Below are 13,454 nucleotides of genomic sequence, written 5' to 3' on the forward strand. Positions count from 1 at the left end.
TGAGCGGAGCAGGCACATGACGGAACGTGACGCGGCCCGCGCCCTCGCCCACCCCGAAGCCACCGACATCCGCCTGGAGGGAGTGCTGCACGCGCTCTCCGATCCGGTCCGGCTGTCCATCGTCCGCGATCTCGCGGGCTCGGACGCCGAACTGGCCTGCTCGTCCTTCGAGCTGCCCGTCACCAAATCGACCACGACCCATCACTTCCGCGTCCTGCGCGAGAGCGGCGTCGTACGTCAGACCTACCGCGGCACGACCAAGCTCAACGGCCTGCGCCGCGACGAGCTGGAGTCCCTCTTCCCCGGCCTCCTCGACAGCGTCCTCACGTCCGCCGCCGCCGAGGAGGCGCGGCTGGCCGGCTGACGGCCGCCGGACGGGCATCAAGCGCGCCGGCTCGGGACGGGTATCAAGCGCGCCGGCTCGGGACGGGTATCAAGCGCGCCGGCTCCGCACGGGCTCCAGCCGCAGCCGCTGCGGAGGCGACTTCAGACGGGCCGACAGGTCCGGCAGGGGCTCTGCCTCTCCCGCCGTGAACCAGAGCAGGACGTCCTCACCGGTCCGGACCGGCAGCGCGGGGAAGTCGTTCTCCGCGTGCTCGGTGCGGTGGACCCCCAGTGCGGGAGTTCCGGCGGCGGCCAGAGCGGGGCGCAGGTGCTGCTCGAAGTGGGCGGCGAAGTCCGCGGCGTCCGAGGGACGGCAGACGGTCGCGACCACCGGCCCGGCGGTGTCCGGGGCCGCGAAACCCGGTCCGCGCAGCAGGAGCACGTCGTCCGAGTCCAGCATGGTCGCGTTGGCGGCATCACGGTGGGCCTGCCATACGGGGCCGGAGTAGAAGGCGTGCAGAGCCCGGGCCCGCGCCTCCATGTCCGAGAAGCCGCGGAGCCAGACGAAGCGGTCCGGGTCGTCCAGGTCCCGGAACCGGCCGCCCACGGTGATGCCGACCGCCTCCTGTCCGGTGACGAACTCCCGCTCGAAGAGGTCGATCAGGGTGTCCCGCGCTCCCGGGCGGAGGGTGTACTGGCGCAGTTCGACAATGGCGTTCATGCCGCGAGGCTATGGCGTATCCACTGACAGCTCCCGTCAGTGGATACGGGCGAAGGAAGCGGCCGATGGAAGTGCCGAGGGAAGCGGCCGACGGTGACGGTCACGCGGCATGGCCCGACGGCATGCCCCTATGCCAGGCCCGCCGCTCCCAGCAGCCCGGGCCAGTCCGGGATCTTCACCGAGCGGCGGCCCAGCGAGCGCCCCAGCTCGGCCTCCGCCGATTCGATGGCGAGCCAGCCCGGCCACAGCACCGGGCGCAGACCCGCCGCCCCCAGGACGTCGAGGGGATCTCCGGGCAGCTCGCGCCGGGCCAGCATCCCCGCGTCCTGGAGCAGCGAGGACACGGTCTCCTTGGAGCAGGGCCGGTTGGTGCCGATCACCCCGGTCGGGCCGCGCTTGATCCAGCCCGCCACGTACTCGCCGGGCGAGGCCCGGCCCGCGCGCAGGACCCGGCCCGCGGCGTGCGGGACCGTACCCGTCGCCGGGTCGAAGGGCAGGCCGGGCAGCGGGACGCCCTTGTAGCCGACCGACCGCAGCACCAACTGCGCCTCGATGTCCTCGTACACGCCCGTACCGCTCACCCCGCCGCGGCCGTCGGGGGCGGTCCGCTCGAAGCGCATCGCGACGACCCGGCCGTCGGGCCCGCCCAGGACCTCCACCGGCCGCAGGTAGAACCGCAGGGCGATGTGGCGCCGGGCGTCGCCCGGGCCCTGCTGGGCCCAGCCGCGCAGCACCTCGAGGTTCCTGCGCGCCACCGCGGGCAGCGCGGCCGCCGCGCCCGGGTCGGCGTACGTGGGGTCAATGGCCAGTTCGGCCGGGTCCACCAGGGTGTCCACCCCGGGCAGCGTGCCCAGTTCGCGCAGCTCCTTGGTGGTGAACTTGCCCTGCGAGGGCCCGCGTCTGGCCACCATCGCCACCGTGCGCACCCCGCTGTCCGCCAATGCGCCGAGCGCGGGCTGCGGCATGTCGGTCGGCGTGAGCTCCGGCAGGCCCCGGGCCAGCATCCGGGTCACGTCGACGGCGACGTTGCCCGCCCCGACCACCACCGCCGAGCCCACGCCCGGCAGGCCGAAGGCCTCGGACGCCGCATCGGGATGACCGCTGTACCAGGACACGAAGGCCGTAGCGGAATGCACCCCGGCCAGCTCCTCACCGGGGATGCCGAGCAGCCGGTCCCGCGCCGCCCCCACGCAGTACACCACCGCGTGGTACAGCTCGAGCAGCCGCCGCGTGGACAGCTGCTCGCCGCCGACCTCGACGTTTCCGAGGAAGCGGATCCGCTCGTCCTCCAGCACGGTGCGCAGGCTGCCCTGGAGAGACTTGATCTTCTCGTGGTCGGGGGCGACCCCGTACCGCACGAGTCCGTACGGAGCGGGCAGCCGGTCCAGTACGTCCACGCGCACGCCCGGCACCTCACGCTGCTCGACCAGTGTCTGGGCGGCGTAGACCCCGCTGGGGCCCGATCCGACGACGGCGACACGAAGCACGGCGGAACTCCTCCCGCAGGTGGTTCCCAGCATGACACCCGCTCCCGCGCCCGTCAGCCCATCGCGCGCATCCGGTGGATCTCGGCGCTCTGCGTGGCCACGACCTCGGTGGCCATCTCCTCGACCATCACGTTGTTGCCGCCGGCCAGCGCCTCGGCGGCCATCTTCAGCGCGCCCTCGTGGTGGGCGGTCATCAGCTTCAGGAAGAGCCGGTCGAAGTCGGCCCCCGCGGCGTCCGCCAGCTCTTTGAGCTGCTGCTCCGTCGCCATGCCCGGCATCGTGCCGTGGTCGTGTCCGCCTGACCCCTGGCCCGCGGCCGGTGCGGGATGGCGGGCCGACCACATCTCCATGGCCGCGATCTCGGGCCGCTGCGCGGCGGTGATCCGCTCCGCGAGCCGTTTCACCCCGTCCGCCGAGGCCCGCGCCGGAGCGAGGGAGCTCATCGTCAGGGCCTGCCGGTGGTGCTCGATCATGCCCCGTACGTAGGCGTGGTCGGCTGCGTTGGGGGTGTCGTCGGGCCGTTCCTTCGCAGCCTGCTCCGGGGACAGGGTGCGAGCCTTGTCCCCCGGACCGCCGGGTGCGATCACCACGGCGCCGCCGTCTTTCGCCGCGTCGGCGCCGTCGTCGTCCTGGCAGCCGGTGAGTGTGAGGAGGAGGGCGGCGGCCATGGCCGCCCAGGGGATTCGGCGTAACCCTTTTGCCATGTCCATGGAAAGGAAGATACTGCCGGGGTCCTGGTTCCGTTCCCACTGAGGACGGAACCGATGTCACTCCCATCGGAGGGCACAGTGACCTCGTTGCACACCACCCGAGTGCGGCACGGGAGACTGGGGGCGGCCGCCGCGGCGGCCGGGCTCATCGCCACGCTCCTGGCGGCCGGACCCGCGGCCGCGACCCCCGACCCGGGCGACTTAACGCCCGGCCGCACCGCCGAATCCGGGCAGAGCGCGCCACCGGGCGGAGAACTCGCCCCGGGCGAGATCCCCGGCCAGGACGCGATCGTCCACAGCCGCAACATCAAACCCCTGGCCAACATCCCCAGCGCCGTCCCGGACGGCCTCAACACCGACCTCGCCTTCCAGGGCAAGTACGCCTACGCGGGCAGCTACGACGGCTTCACGATCTACGACATCGGGAACCCGAAAGCACCGAAGACCGTCAGCCGGGTCCTCTGCCCCGGCGGCCAGAACGACATCTCCGTCCACGGTGACCTGCTCTTCCTCTCCACCGACTCCTCGCGCAGCGACGACTCCTGCAGCAGCGTCTCGCAGCCCGCGACCGAGAAGTCCTCGTGGGAAGGGATCAAGATCTTCGACATCAAGGACAAGAGCAACCCGAAGTACATCAAGTCCGTCGAGACCGCCTGCGGTTCCCACACCCACACGCTGGTTCCGGGCGGCCGCGACCTCTACGTCTACGTCGCCTCGTACAGCCCGAACGCGGCCTTCCCCGACTGCCAGCCGCCGCACGACGGCATCTCGGTGGTCAAGGTCCCCAAGAAGGCCCCGACGCAGGCCGCGGTGGTCGCCTTCCCGGTCCTCTTCCCGGACGGCGGAAACCCGGGCGGGCCCACCCACCCCGGTGTCTCCAAGACCACCGGCTGCCACGACATCACGGTGCTGCCGTCCAGGAACCTGGCCGCCGGCGCCTGCATGGGCGACGGGATCATCTTCGACATCAGCAAGCCCGAGCAGCCGAGGGTCATCGACCGGGTGCAGGACAACGTGAACTTCGCCTTCTGGCACTCGGCCACCTTCAACGAGCGGGCGAACAAGGTGGTCTTCACCGACGAGCTCGGCGGTGGTGGCGGCGCCACCTGCAACGAGGCCACCGGGCCGAACCGCGGCGCCAACGGCGTCTACGACATCACCGGCAGCGGCGACGCGCGCAAACTCGTCTTCCGCAGCTACTACAAGATCCCGCGCCACCAGGCCGACACCGAGAACTGCGTGGCCCACAACGGCTCCCTGATCCCCGTCGGCGGCGGCCGCGACATCATGGTGCAGGCCTGGTACCAGGGCGGCGTCTCCGTATGGGACTTCACCGACTCCGCCCGCCCCCAGGAGATCGGCTACTTCGAGCGCGGACCGCTCACCACGGACCGGCTCGCGCTCGGCGGGTCCTGGTCGGCGTACTACTACAACGGGCACATCTACTCGAACGACATCGCCAAGGGCCTGGACGTGCTGCGGCTCGACGACTGGCGCACCGACAGCGCCAAGGGGGTGCGGCTGGACCGGCTCAACGTGCAGACCCAGCCCGAGTACCGCTAGCCGTCCCCTCACCCCACTAGCCCTGAAGCGCGAACGTCCCGCCGGGCGGCCCTCCGTCCGGCGGGACACCGAGCTCCCAGTCCAACCCGTAGCGCTGGAACAGCTCGGCCCGCAGCCGGGCCGGCGGCATCGGCGCGCCGGGCAGCAGGACCGCCACCACGGCGCCCATCAGCAGGGCCCGCAGCAGCGGGTAGTCCGCGTCCACGTCCGCCGAGCCGTACCGGGCGATCGTGTCCCGCAACAGCTCCGCCAGCCGCTGCTGTTCGGGACACTGTACGAAGCCCTCGGCCGTCAGGATGCCCGCCATGTGCGTCCGCATCAGCAGCGGCTGGTCCCGGGCCAGCCCGAGGATCGCGTCCACGGCGCGGGCGAGGCGCTCGCGCCCCGCGTGTTCGTCGGTGCGCTGCGGTTCCCGCTCCAGCGCCGCCTGCAGGGTGAGGTGCATGAGCCGGTGCACCGCCGACTGGAGCAGCTGCCGCTTGCCGGGGAAGTAGTACGAGACCAGACCGCGTGCGGTGCCCGCCCGGTCGGCGATGTCGCCGAGGGTGGTGGCCTCGTAGCCGCGCTCCGCGACGAGTTCGACCGTGGCCTGGAGCAGCCGCTCCCGGGAACGTCTGCGCAATTCTTCATTGACCGATGCGCTGCGCGGGGACATGCTTACTCCTGCGTTGACTGGCTCTCAGCCAATATACTCAGCGCGCGGGGACCGTCTGCTCTGGGTGACACGGGGGATCGCCCAGAGCAGGCATGCCCCTAGCAGGTCAGGCCTGCTTCTTACGCTCCGATGCGGGACGCTGGGTGAATCCTGGGGGAGATCATCTACCGCACCGGGCGATGGAGCGGGCCCGCTGGGGGAGGCCGGCTCCGGAGGTCGCGAGCGCCACCAGGGCCACGCCCAGCAGCCAGCCCGCGAAGACATCGGACATCCAGTGCACGCCGAGGTAGACCCGGGTGAAACCGACGCCGAGCACGGAGACGGCCGCCACCGCCCAGGCGCTCCGCACCGCCCACGCCGACCGTCTCGGGGACGCCGGCCGCTCCGGCTGCCGCGCGGCCGGCCGGGGGAGCAGCCAGAGCAGCAGACCGCACACCACCGCCGCCGTCATGGCGTGCCCGGAGGGGTAAGCCGCGTAGTTGGCCGAGTCGACCGGGTCGGGCCACACCGGGCGCTCACGGTCCGTCACCGCCTTGACCCCCTGCTGCACGGCCGAGGCGACCACCGTGGCCAGCGCCACCCGCACGGAGCGTTCCCGCTCACCACGCCGCCACAGCCACACACAGGCGAGGGCGGCCAGGGCCCGCATGGTCCAGGGGTCCCACACCCAGTCGGAGAGCACCCGCATGAGCCCGGTGACGCCGGGGTGGGCGACGGCGTGGGCGTGGAGGTCCCGGGCGACCTGGTCGTCGTACGAGAGGAGCGGCCGCCACCCCGCCACCACCAGCGCTGTCAGGACGGCGGCGAGCAGCGCACAGCCGACGCCCGTCCGCCGTAGGTGTTCGTTCCGCATAGGGCGATCCTCGCACCGCCGGACTCCCGCACCGCGCCGGGCCCCCGGCCGCGTCGCGAAAACCCGCCCGGCCCCGCCCGGCCCGCTCCCCGGGCGATCCGTCCAACTGCCTACGCCAGGGCGCTGAGCCCCGGTACGAAGGCCACCAGCAGCGGCACCGCCGGAACGAGCGTGGCCAGCGCCGTCAGCCGCAGCCGGCGGGCCGCGGGCAGGCGGGGAGCGGCGGACAACAGGCGCCGCACCCGCTGCGGGACGTGCGCCTGCGGCGTCGGGCAGGGCCCGAACACCCCCCGGTCCTCGTTCAGTCCGACCAGGGCCAGCGCGATCGTCAGCCGGCCGAACCGCCGGGAGGCCACATCGTCGGCGGCCAGCTCCACCAGCCGGTGCATCTGCGCCTCGAACGCCGCGAAGACCGGCACCTGCGGGAACCCGCCGGCCAGCGCCCGTGAGCAGTGCAGCAGCCAGTCGTGCCGGGCCGCCGCGTGCCCCTGCTCGTGCGCGAGCACGGCATCCAGCTGGCTCCCCTTGAGCCGGCCCAGGGCCGCCGTCGTGACGACCAGCTGCGGGGCGGGGCCGGACAGCCACCAGGCGTCCGGTCGCGGCCCCTCCAGGACGACGAGCCGGGTCCCGGAGGGGTCCTCCCCGGGCAGCAGGGGGGCCCGAGTCAGCATTTCGGTGCCCCGCGCGCGCCGCCGGGCCCGCGCCCGCAGCACTTCCCGGGTCAGCATCGCCCCGGTCCACAGGGCGCCGCCCGCCAGCGCGAGCGTCGTGCCGACGGCCCAGGCGCCGCCGGAGGCGCCCAGCGCGTACGCGTCCACCACCCCGTGCGGGGCGGCGGCGAAGAGCCGGCCGCGCACGGCGTGCCAGCCGGCCGCGGCGCTGAGCAGCATCGACAGTGCCAAGCACAGGAGGACCGCGCCCACCACGCACTGCCAGACCCACAGGGCGACGACGGGTTCACGCTCGGGCCATTCGGCGCGGGCCAGCAGACGGGGCGCGAGCACCGCGGTCAGGGCGCCGAGCAGGAGGAGAACGGCGGGGACCATCATGTCCGCCAGCCTATGAGCGCGGGCCTACCTGCGGGTACGGCCTGGAGTGATTGGTGACGCAGGACACGTCTGCCCGGGGTGTCACATCGTGATCAGCATGGCCAACATCCCCATCCCCATGGCCAGTCGGCAGGCACGGGTCAGTTCGGCCGACCTCAGGGGCGGACCGCCGGGAGCCGCCGAGGCCGGCTGCGGCCCCCCGCCCGCCGTGACCAGGCGGGCCCCGCCCAGCAGGACGTACCCCGCGAAGTAGAGCAGGAGCACCCCGGTGACGAGCGGTGCCCCCGCGCCGTGCCCGGAGCCGCTCCCGTGGCCGTTCCCGGCGGCCGCCGCCGTCAGCGCCATGTAGGCCATGGCCACCGAGCCGACCAGGTGGTGCGCGTGGTGCATGCCGCCCCGCAGCAGCCACAGGGCGTGCACCGCGATCCCGCAGAAGAGGGCCAGCAGGATCCCGGGCCCCCACGGTCCGATCCCCGGGGGCACGGCCATCAGCGCCATGCCGAAGCCCATCAGCGCCTCGCCCGCCGCCGCGCCGCGCGCGTCCCGGCCGGCTCTGCGTGCCCGCACCAGGCAGTACGCACCGCTCACCGCGCACAGCAGGACGAGGAGCCAGGAGGAGGCGGAAGCGGAGAAGGACATGGCGGGACCGTGCACGGCGGAACCTCCCGGTTCGTCGGGGTCACGGGAAGAGATGCCCGCCCACGACGGCCCGCACGCCGCCCCGGGTTAGGCTCTCCGTGATGTACCGGGCATGTCATATGCCACTGCGCAGAACGGAGCCCCCGATGTCGACCGCCCATCCCGCCGCCCTGAGTTTCCGCAGCGCCGTAGAGGCGGACGTGACGGAGCTGGTGGCACTCGTCGAGTCGGCCTATCGCGGGGACGCCAGCCGCGGCGGCTGGACCACGGAGGCGGACTACCTGGAGGGCCGGCGCACCGACGAGGACGGGGTCCGCCAGATCATCAACGCCCCCGACGGCACCCTGCTCGTCGTCGAGCGCGCCGGTGAACTCGTCGCCTGCTGCCAGCTCGAACACCGCGGCGACCACGCCTACTTCGGGATGTTCGCGGTTCGCCCCGGCCTCCAGGGCGGCGGCCTCGGCAAGGAGATCCTCGCCGAGGCCGAGCGCCGCGCCCGCGAGACGTGGGGCGCGCAGGAGATGCGGATGACGGTGGTGAACGTACGGGAGGAGCTCATCGCCTACTACGTGCGCCGCGGGTACCGGCGCACCGGCGAGCTGAGCCCCTTCCCCTACGGCGACGAGCGCTTCGGCATTCCGCTCCGTGACGACCTGGCCTTCGAGCTGCTGGTCAAGTCCCTCTAATCCCTCTCGTTCCCCTAGTGCTGTGACCGGAAAGGTTCACCGGCCCGCGACGCCCGGCACGGCATCTCGCTGCACTGCGTTCGCTGCGCTCACTGCGTCTCGGCTCCTCTTCGAGGACCTTGGAGGCCGAGCTGTCGGACCGCGCGAGTACGGCCGAGTACGAGCTGTGGCCCTCCGCCTTGCGATGCAGCTCGGCATCCGAAGGATGGGGCGAAGAGCCGAGGCGAAGCGAGTGCAGTGCACCGGACGCCGCGGGCTTACCGGCAAACCTTTCCGGTCACAGCACTATTGCCTCTGAGGGCCGCCCTCACGCCATGAAGCGGCCCGTACTGCGGATCTCCGGGAAGTCGGTGGCCACGCCGTCCAGTTCGAGGGCCCGCGCCAGGCGCAGCTGCTCCAGGGTGTTGACCGTCCAGCCGATCACCCGGAGCCCGGCGGCGTGCGCCGACTCCACGGTCTCCAGCGTGAGCAGCCGGATGTCCAGGGCGATCGCCGAGGCGCCCGCGGCCAGCGCCCGGTCCACGATGTCCCCTCCGTGCGGGCTCGCGTACAACGTGGTCCGGACGCCCGGCACCAGCCGGGCCGTCTCGCTGAGCACCGCCTCGTGGAAGGAGGCGACCTCCACCCGCGCGGTCAGGTCGCGGCGCAGGATGAGCTCGGCGAGCACGCCGACGGCGGCCGTGTCCCGCACCGACACCTGGAGCGGTGTCCGGACCGCGTCCAGCGCCTCCTCGAAGACCGGCACGTGCTCGCCCTGACCGGCGTCCAGCTCGCGCAGTTCGGCCAGGGTCAGGTCGGCGACGGCGCCCGAGCCGTCGGTGGTCCGGTCCACGTCGGGGTCGTGCAGGACGACGAGGGCGCCGTCCTTGCTCAGCCGGAGATCCAGCGCGATGACGTCCATGCCGGAACGTTCCGCGCGGAGGAAGGACCGCAGGGTGTTCTCCGGTTCGACACCCATGACCCCGCGGTGACCGATGGTGAGGAAAGTCAAGGTTCTCTCGCTTCCGTCGACGGCGGCTCTCCGCGCGGTCGCGGTGTCCCGACCGGCCGCGCGATGAGGACGCATGCTAGTGCGCCGACGATGCGATGGGACCGCCCGTGCAGGGGCCGGGAAGGGCCATATGGCCGTTTCCCGCCCGGGTCGAGCGCGGGACCGTGGTCCTGCCGCGTCACCCGGGCGTGGGCGCGCCCCCGTCGGCTTGACGGCGGGCCCTGCCGACCTCGGATTCCGCGTGAGCCCCGCCCCTCCGCGCGCCCGCCCGGCGGGCCGGCTCCCGCCTCCCGCAGGGCCGCGAGGGCTTCGAGCGGCTGGGCGGAGTCCTCGGCTCCACGCTGAAGAACGGGAAGAATTTCGGTGAAGCTGGGGGTGATGCAGGATAATTTCCCGAGTTACCACTTGAACGGAAGAGCCTCACATGCATACGCTGCCTTGACGTGAGGTTCTCCTGTGGAGGAAGTGACATGACGGAAACTCTTGTGCCGGGTGCCGGCGGTGCCGTGATAACCGCCGGGGCGCGGGTGGTCGACCACCCTGCGTGGCCCGAGCTCAAGGCCGCCGTGGAGGAGATCCGCCCCTGGCAGGCCAAGGACGGTTCCATCGACTTCGAGGCCGACGGCGCCCCCGCCCGGTCTGTCGTCGAGGCGGCCGTCGAGCGCGTGGTCCGTGCCGTGCAGACGCTGTCCCCCCTGCTGCCGCACGCCACCGCGTACCACCAGGCGCTCGTGGTTGACCTGCGCAAATGGGCCGCGGACGGCTTCGGGGTGCCGGACTTCCTGGACTCCCTGCTGGCCTTCCAGCCGGCCGCGGAGCGCGCCGACGGGCTCCAGCACCTGGTCGTCTTCCCTATGTACACCCAGAACGGCAACCCGGACCGCAATCTGGAAGCCGTCGCGCTCAGGATGGTGTGGCCCGAGTGGCTCGCCGAGCTGGAGCGCACCCGGTACGACAACCCGCTCTTCCTCGGCATCACCTTCGAGGACTTCACCGCGGGCTACGACACGCACTCCGCCGTGCTCTTCCCGGAGACCATCGCCGTCCGCGAGGCCCCCGAGCGCTTCACCTGGGGCGGGATCTTCTGCGACCGCGAGGCCGCCCGCTTCCGCAAGGTCACCGAGGCCGCCGTCGACATCCTGGGCATCGAGCTGCCCTCCGACATCGCCGCCATGGTCACCGACCAGGAGCGCTGCGAGAAGGCCTTCGTCCTGTGGGACATGGTCCACGACCGCACCCACAGCCATGGCGACCTGCCGTTCGACCCCTTCATGATCAAGCAGCGCCAGCCGTTCTGGATGTACGGCCTGGAGGAGCTGCGCTGCGACCTCACCGCCTTCAAGGAGGCCGTGAAGCTGGAGTCCGAGGGCAACGAACACGGCCGCGACGTGCAGTACGCCGTCCTCTTCGACCGGATGTTCCGCTTCCCGGTGTCGGGCGACCGCAACCGCAACTACGACGGGCTCGGCGGCCAGCTGCTCTTCGCGTACCTCCACAAGCACGACGTCGTGCGGTGGACGGACAACAAGCTGCGCATCGACTGGATGCGTGCCCCGCAGGTCACCAACCAGCTGTGCGCCGAGATCGAGGACCTCTACCGGGCCGGCATCGACCGCCCCAAGCTCGTCCACTGGTTCAAGGCGTACGAGCTGGTCGCCGAGTACCTCGCCCCGCACCCGGGATCCCGCTGGGCCAAGGGCCCCGACGCCCTCGACCTCACGCAGCCGCCGCGAAAGCTCGTGGACGACGTGCTTCCGGACGAGTTTCCGCTCAGCATGTTCTATGAGGCGCTTGCCAAGAAGCTCAAGGGAGTGATCGCCTCGACCAAGGGCATCACCGCCCGGAACGCTCAGAGCGCCGAGAACGCTGGAAACGCCGCGCGAGTCGCCGCGTGAGCACTCGCCCACAGGAGGCTGCACAGATGAACGGCTCCGGGAACGGCAACGGGAAGCTCCAGGGAGCGGTGGTCGCGGTGGCCGGGGCCGGCGGGCCCGCCGGCCGCGCCGCCCTGCTCCGCCTCGCCGAGGCGGGTGCCGTCGTCATAGCGTCGGACGCGGATCCGGAGCGCCTCGCGGAGGCCGTGGACGCGGCGCGCTACGCCCACGGCGGCGCCACCGTCACCGGTGACACCGTGGACCTGCTCGACCTCGACGCCACCAAGGCCTGGGCCGACCGGACCGAGAAGGAGTTCGGCCGCATCGACGGGCTCGTCCACCTCGTGGGCGGCTGGCGCGGCAGCACCTCCTTCACCGACACCGACCTCGCGGACTGGGACTTCCTGGAGAAGCTCCTCATCCGCACCGTCCAGCACACCTCGCTCGCCTTCCACGACGGCCTGCTGCGCAGCGACCGCGGTCGCTACGTCCTGGTCAGCCAGTCCGGCGCGCACAAGCCGGTCGCCAACAACGCCGCGTACAACGCGGGCAAGGCGGCCGCCGAGGCCTGGACGCTCGCCCTGGCCGACTCCTTCCGCAAGGCCGGGGGCGAGGACGGTCCGGGGGCCGCTGCTGCGATCCTGGTCATCAAGGCCCTGGTGCACGACGCGATGCGCGCCGATCGTCCCCAGGCGAAGTTCGCGGGCTTCACCGACGTCAAGGAGCTGGCCGAGGCCATCGCCGGCGTCTGGGAGCGGCCCGCAATCGATGTGAACGGACAGCGTCTGTGGCTCACTCCGCAACCGTGAAAACCGATGCCCGCCGCCACCACGACCCGGCGGTGCGCGGTTTCGCGAGCGACAACTACGCCGGGGTGCACCCGGAGATCCTGGAGGCCGTCGCGCTGGCCAACGGCGGCCACCAGGTCGCCTACGGCGAGGACGAGTACACCGAACACCTGCAGAAGGTCATCCGCAGCCACTTCGGCCCTTACGCACAGGCCTACCCGGTGTTCAACGGCACTGGAGCCAACGTCACGGCCCTCCAGGCCCTGACCGACCGCTGGGGCGCCGTGATCTGCGCCGAGTCGGCGCACATCAACGTCGACGAGGGCGGCGCACCCGAGCGGATGGCCGGCCTCAAGCTGCTCACCGTCCCCACGCCGGACGGCAAGCTCACCCCCGAGCTCATCGACCGGCAGGCCTGGGGCTGGGAGGACGAGCACCGTGCGATGCCGCAGGTCGTCTCGATCACCCAGAACACCGAGCTCGGCACGGTGTACACCCCCGACGAGGTCCGGGCGATTTGCGAGCACGCCCACGGCAAGGGCATGAAGGTCCACCTGGACGGTGCCCGGATAGCCAACGCCGCGGCCTCGCTCGACGTGCCCATGCGGGCCTTCACGAACACGGTCGGCGTGGACGTGCTGTCGTACGGCGGCACCAAGAACGGCATGATGTTCGGCGAGGCCGTGGTGGTGCTCAACCCGGACGCGGTCCGGCTGATGAAGCACGTCCGCAAGATGTCGATGCAGCTCCCGTCCAAGATGCGGTTCGTATCGGTGCAGTTGGAGGCGCTGCTCGCCAAGGACCTGTGGCTGCGCAACGCCCGGCACGCCAATGCGATGGCGCAGCGGCTGGCCGCGGGGGTGCGGGAGACGGACGGGGTGGAGATCCTCTACCCGGTGCAGGCGAACGCCGTGTTCGCGAGGCTTCCGCACGAGGTGTCGCGGCGGCTGCAGAAGCGCTACCGCTTCTACTTCTGGGACGAGGCCGCCGGCGACGTGCGCTGGATGTGCGGCTTCGACACCCAGGAGGAGGACGTGGACGGCTTCCTCCAGGCACTGAAGGAAGAGCTGGCCCGGTAGCTTCCCGCCCACCCAGATATCAATAGTCATACGGT

At 71.9% G+C, this 13,454-nt stretch carries 14 protein-coding genes; 6 read left to right on the plus strand and 8 right to left on the minus strand.

The features are described from left to right. The first annotated feature begins 16 nt into the window (after nucleotides 1-16). A complete protein-coding gene (locus tag ABZX75_RS19120) occupies nucleotides 17-364 on the plus strand; it encodes a helix-turn-helix domain-containing protein (protein WP_355411909.1) in 348 nt (115 codons plus the stop codon). 69 nt (nucleotides 365-433) lie between these two features. Here ABZX75_RS19120 and ABZX75_RS19125 read toward each other — a convergent pair whose 3' ends face one another. From ABZX75_RS19125 to ABZX75_RS19135, 3 genes are all read right to left on the minus strand, one after another. Further along, the gene (locus ABZX75_RS19125) at nucleotides 434-1,045 is read right to left on the minus strand and encodes an NIPSNAP family protein (protein ID WP_355411911.1); all 612 of its coding nucleotides are present in this window, start codon (nucleotides 1,043-1,045) and stop codon (nucleotides 434-436) included. A gap of 128 nt (nucleotides 1,046-1,173) precedes the next feature. After that, nucleotides 1,174-2,532 carry an FAD-dependent oxidoreductase gene (locus ABZX75_RS19130; RefSeq protein ID WP_355411913.1) on the minus strand — a complete coding sequence of 453 codons (1,359 nt, stop codon included), beginning with the start codon at nucleotides 2,530-2,532 and terminating at the stop codon, nucleotides 1,174-1,176. A 53-nt stretch (nucleotides 2,533-2,585) separates the two neighbouring features. Further along, on the minus strand, nucleotides 2,586-3,242 hold the full coding sequence (locus tag ABZX75_RS19135) for a DUF305 domain-containing protein (RefSeq protein WP_355411915.1): 657 nt from the start codon (nucleotides 3,240-3,242) through the stop codon (nucleotides 2,586-2,588). A 78-nt stretch (nucleotides 3,243-3,320) separates the two neighbouring features. Between ABZX75_RS19135 and ABZX75_RS19140 the strand changes: the two genes are divergently transcribed. After that, a complete protein-coding gene (locus ABZX75_RS19140) occupies nucleotides 3,321-4,805 on the plus strand; it encodes a hypothetical protein (protein ID WP_355411917.1) in 1,485 nt (494 codons plus the stop codon). A gap of 16 nt (nucleotides 4,806-4,821) precedes the next feature. On the opposite strand, the gene ABZX75_RS19145 is transcribed toward ABZX75_RS19140, so the two are convergent. The 4 genes from ABZX75_RS19145 to ABZX75_RS19160 all read right to left on the minus strand — a co-directional run bounded on the left by ABZX75_RS19145 (nucleotide 4,822) and on the right by ABZX75_RS19160 (nucleotide 8,001). Beyond that, the gene (locus ABZX75_RS19145) at nucleotides 4,822-5,460 is read right to left on the minus strand and encodes a helix-turn-helix domain-containing protein (protein WP_355411919.1); all 639 of its coding nucleotides are present in this window, start codon (nucleotides 5,458-5,460) and stop codon (nucleotides 4,822-4,824) included. Between the two features lie 160 nt (nucleotides 5,461-5,620). After that, the gene (locus ABZX75_RS19150) at nucleotides 5,621-6,313 is read right to left on the minus strand and encodes a phosphatase PAP2 family protein (RefSeq protein ID WP_355411921.1); all 693 of its coding nucleotides are present in this window, start codon (nucleotides 6,311-6,313) and stop codon (nucleotides 5,621-5,623) included. A gap of 110 nt (nucleotides 6,314-6,423) precedes the next feature. Then, on the minus strand, nucleotides 6,424-7,362 hold the full coding sequence (locus tag ABZX75_RS19155) for a M56 family metallopeptidase (protein ID WP_355411923.1): 939 nt from the start codon (nucleotides 7,360-7,362) through the stop codon (nucleotides 6,424-6,426). Nucleotides 7,363-7,443: 81 nt separating this feature from the next. After that, on the minus strand, nucleotides 7,444-8,001 hold the full coding sequence (locus tag ABZX75_RS19160) for a DUF5134 domain-containing protein (protein ID WP_355411925.1): 558 nt from the start codon (nucleotides 7,999-8,001) through the stop codon (nucleotides 7,444-7,446). A 146-nt stretch (nucleotides 8,002-8,147) separates the two neighbouring features. Here ABZX75_RS19160 and ABZX75_RS19165 point away from each other — a divergent pair, with 146 nt between their 5' ends. Next, on the plus strand, nucleotides 8,148-8,687 hold the full coding sequence (locus ABZX75_RS19165; protein WP_355411927.1) for a GNAT family N-acetyltransferase: 540 nt from the start codon (nucleotides 8,148-8,150) through the stop codon (nucleotides 8,685-8,687). 307 nt (nucleotides 8,688-8,994) lie between these two features. On the opposite strand, the gene ABZX75_RS19170 is transcribed toward ABZX75_RS19165, so the two are convergent. Further along, nucleotides 8,995-9,678, minus strand: coding sequence for a glycerophosphodiester phosphodiesterase family protein (locus tag ABZX75_RS19170; RefSeq protein WP_355411929.1), 684 nt, complete (start codon nucleotides 9,676-9,678; stop codon nucleotides 8,995-8,997). Nucleotides 9,679-10,148: 470 nt separating this feature from the next. On the opposite strand from ABZX75_RS19170, the gene ABZX75_RS19175 reads away from it, so the two are divergent. Genes ABZX75_RS19175 through ABZX75_RS19185 form a run of 3 tightly spaced genes read left to right on the plus strand, consistent with a single transcriptional unit; the run spans nucleotide 10,149 to nucleotide 13,419 of the window. After that, nucleotides 10,149-11,573 (plus strand): DUF6421 family protein, encoded by a 1,425-nt coding sequence (locus tag ABZX75_RS19175; RefSeq protein WP_355411931.1) that lies wholly within the window; start codon nucleotides 10,149-10,151, stop codon nucleotides 11,571-11,573. 26 nt (nucleotides 11,574-11,599) lie between these two features. After that, on the plus strand, nucleotides 11,600-12,361 hold the full coding sequence (locus ABZX75_RS19180; RefSeq protein ID WP_355411933.1) for an SDR family oxidoreductase: 762 nt from the start codon (nucleotides 11,600-11,602) through the stop codon (nucleotides 12,359-12,361). Then, complete coding sequence (locus ABZX75_RS19185) at nucleotides 12,358-13,419, plus strand: low specificity L-threonine aldolase (protein WP_355411935.1); 1,062 nt, start codon at nucleotides 12,358-12,360, stop codon at nucleotides 13,417-13,419. The genes ABZX75_RS19180 and ABZX75_RS19185 overlap by 4 nt, the downstream gene beginning before the upstream one ends. Nucleotides 13,420-13,454: the final 35 nt, after the last annotated feature.

It is taken from the genome of Streptomyces sp. NPDC003038, assembly GCF_040611115.1.
Lineage (GTDB): Bacteria > Actinomycetota > Actinomycetes > Streptomycetales > Streptomycetaceae > Streptomyces.

Bases quoted from the DNA above. Each gene is read 5' to 3' on its own strand.
- ABZX75_RS19175 (WP_355411931.1), top strand. From the start codon at position 10,149: ATGACGGAAACTCTTGTGCCGGGTGCCGGCGGTGCCGTGATAACCGCC.
- ABZX75_RS19160 (WP_355411925.1), bottom strand. From the start codon at position 8,001: ATGTCCTTCTCCGCTTCCGCCTCCTCCTGGCTCCTCGTCCTGCTGTGC.
- ABZX75_RS19145 (WP_355411919.1), bottom strand. From the start codon at position 5,460: ATGTCCCCGCGCAGCGCATCGGTCAATGAAGAATTGCGCAGACGTTCC.
- ABZX75_RS19135 (WP_355411915.1), bottom strand. From the start codon at position 3,242: ATGGACATGGCAAAAGGGTTACGCCGAATCCCCTGGGCGGCCATGGCC.
- ABZX75_RS19155 (WP_355411923.1), bottom strand. From the start codon at position 7,362: ATGATGGTCCCCGCCGTTCTCCTCCTGCTCGGCGCCCTGACCGCGGTG.
- ABZX75_RS19180 (WP_355411933.1), top strand. From the start codon at position 11,600: ATGAACGGCTCCGGGAACGGCAACGGGAAGCTCCAGGGAGCGGTGGTC.
- ABZX75_RS19150 (WP_355411921.1), bottom strand. From the start codon at position 6,313: ATGCGGAACGAACACCTACGGCGGACGGGCGTCGGCTGTGCGCTGCTC.
- ABZX75_RS19125 (WP_355411911.1), bottom strand. From the start codon at position 1,045: ATGAACGCCATTGTCGAACTGCGCCAGTACACCCTCCGCCCGGGAGCG.
- ABZX75_RS19120 (WP_355411909.1), top strand. From the start codon at position 17: ATGACGGAACGTGACGCGGCCCGCGCCCTCGCCCACCCCGAAGCCACC.
- ABZX75_RS19165 (WP_355411927.1), top strand. From the start codon at position 8,148: ATGTCGACCGCCCATCCCGCCGCCCTGAGTTTCCGCAGCGCCGTAGAG.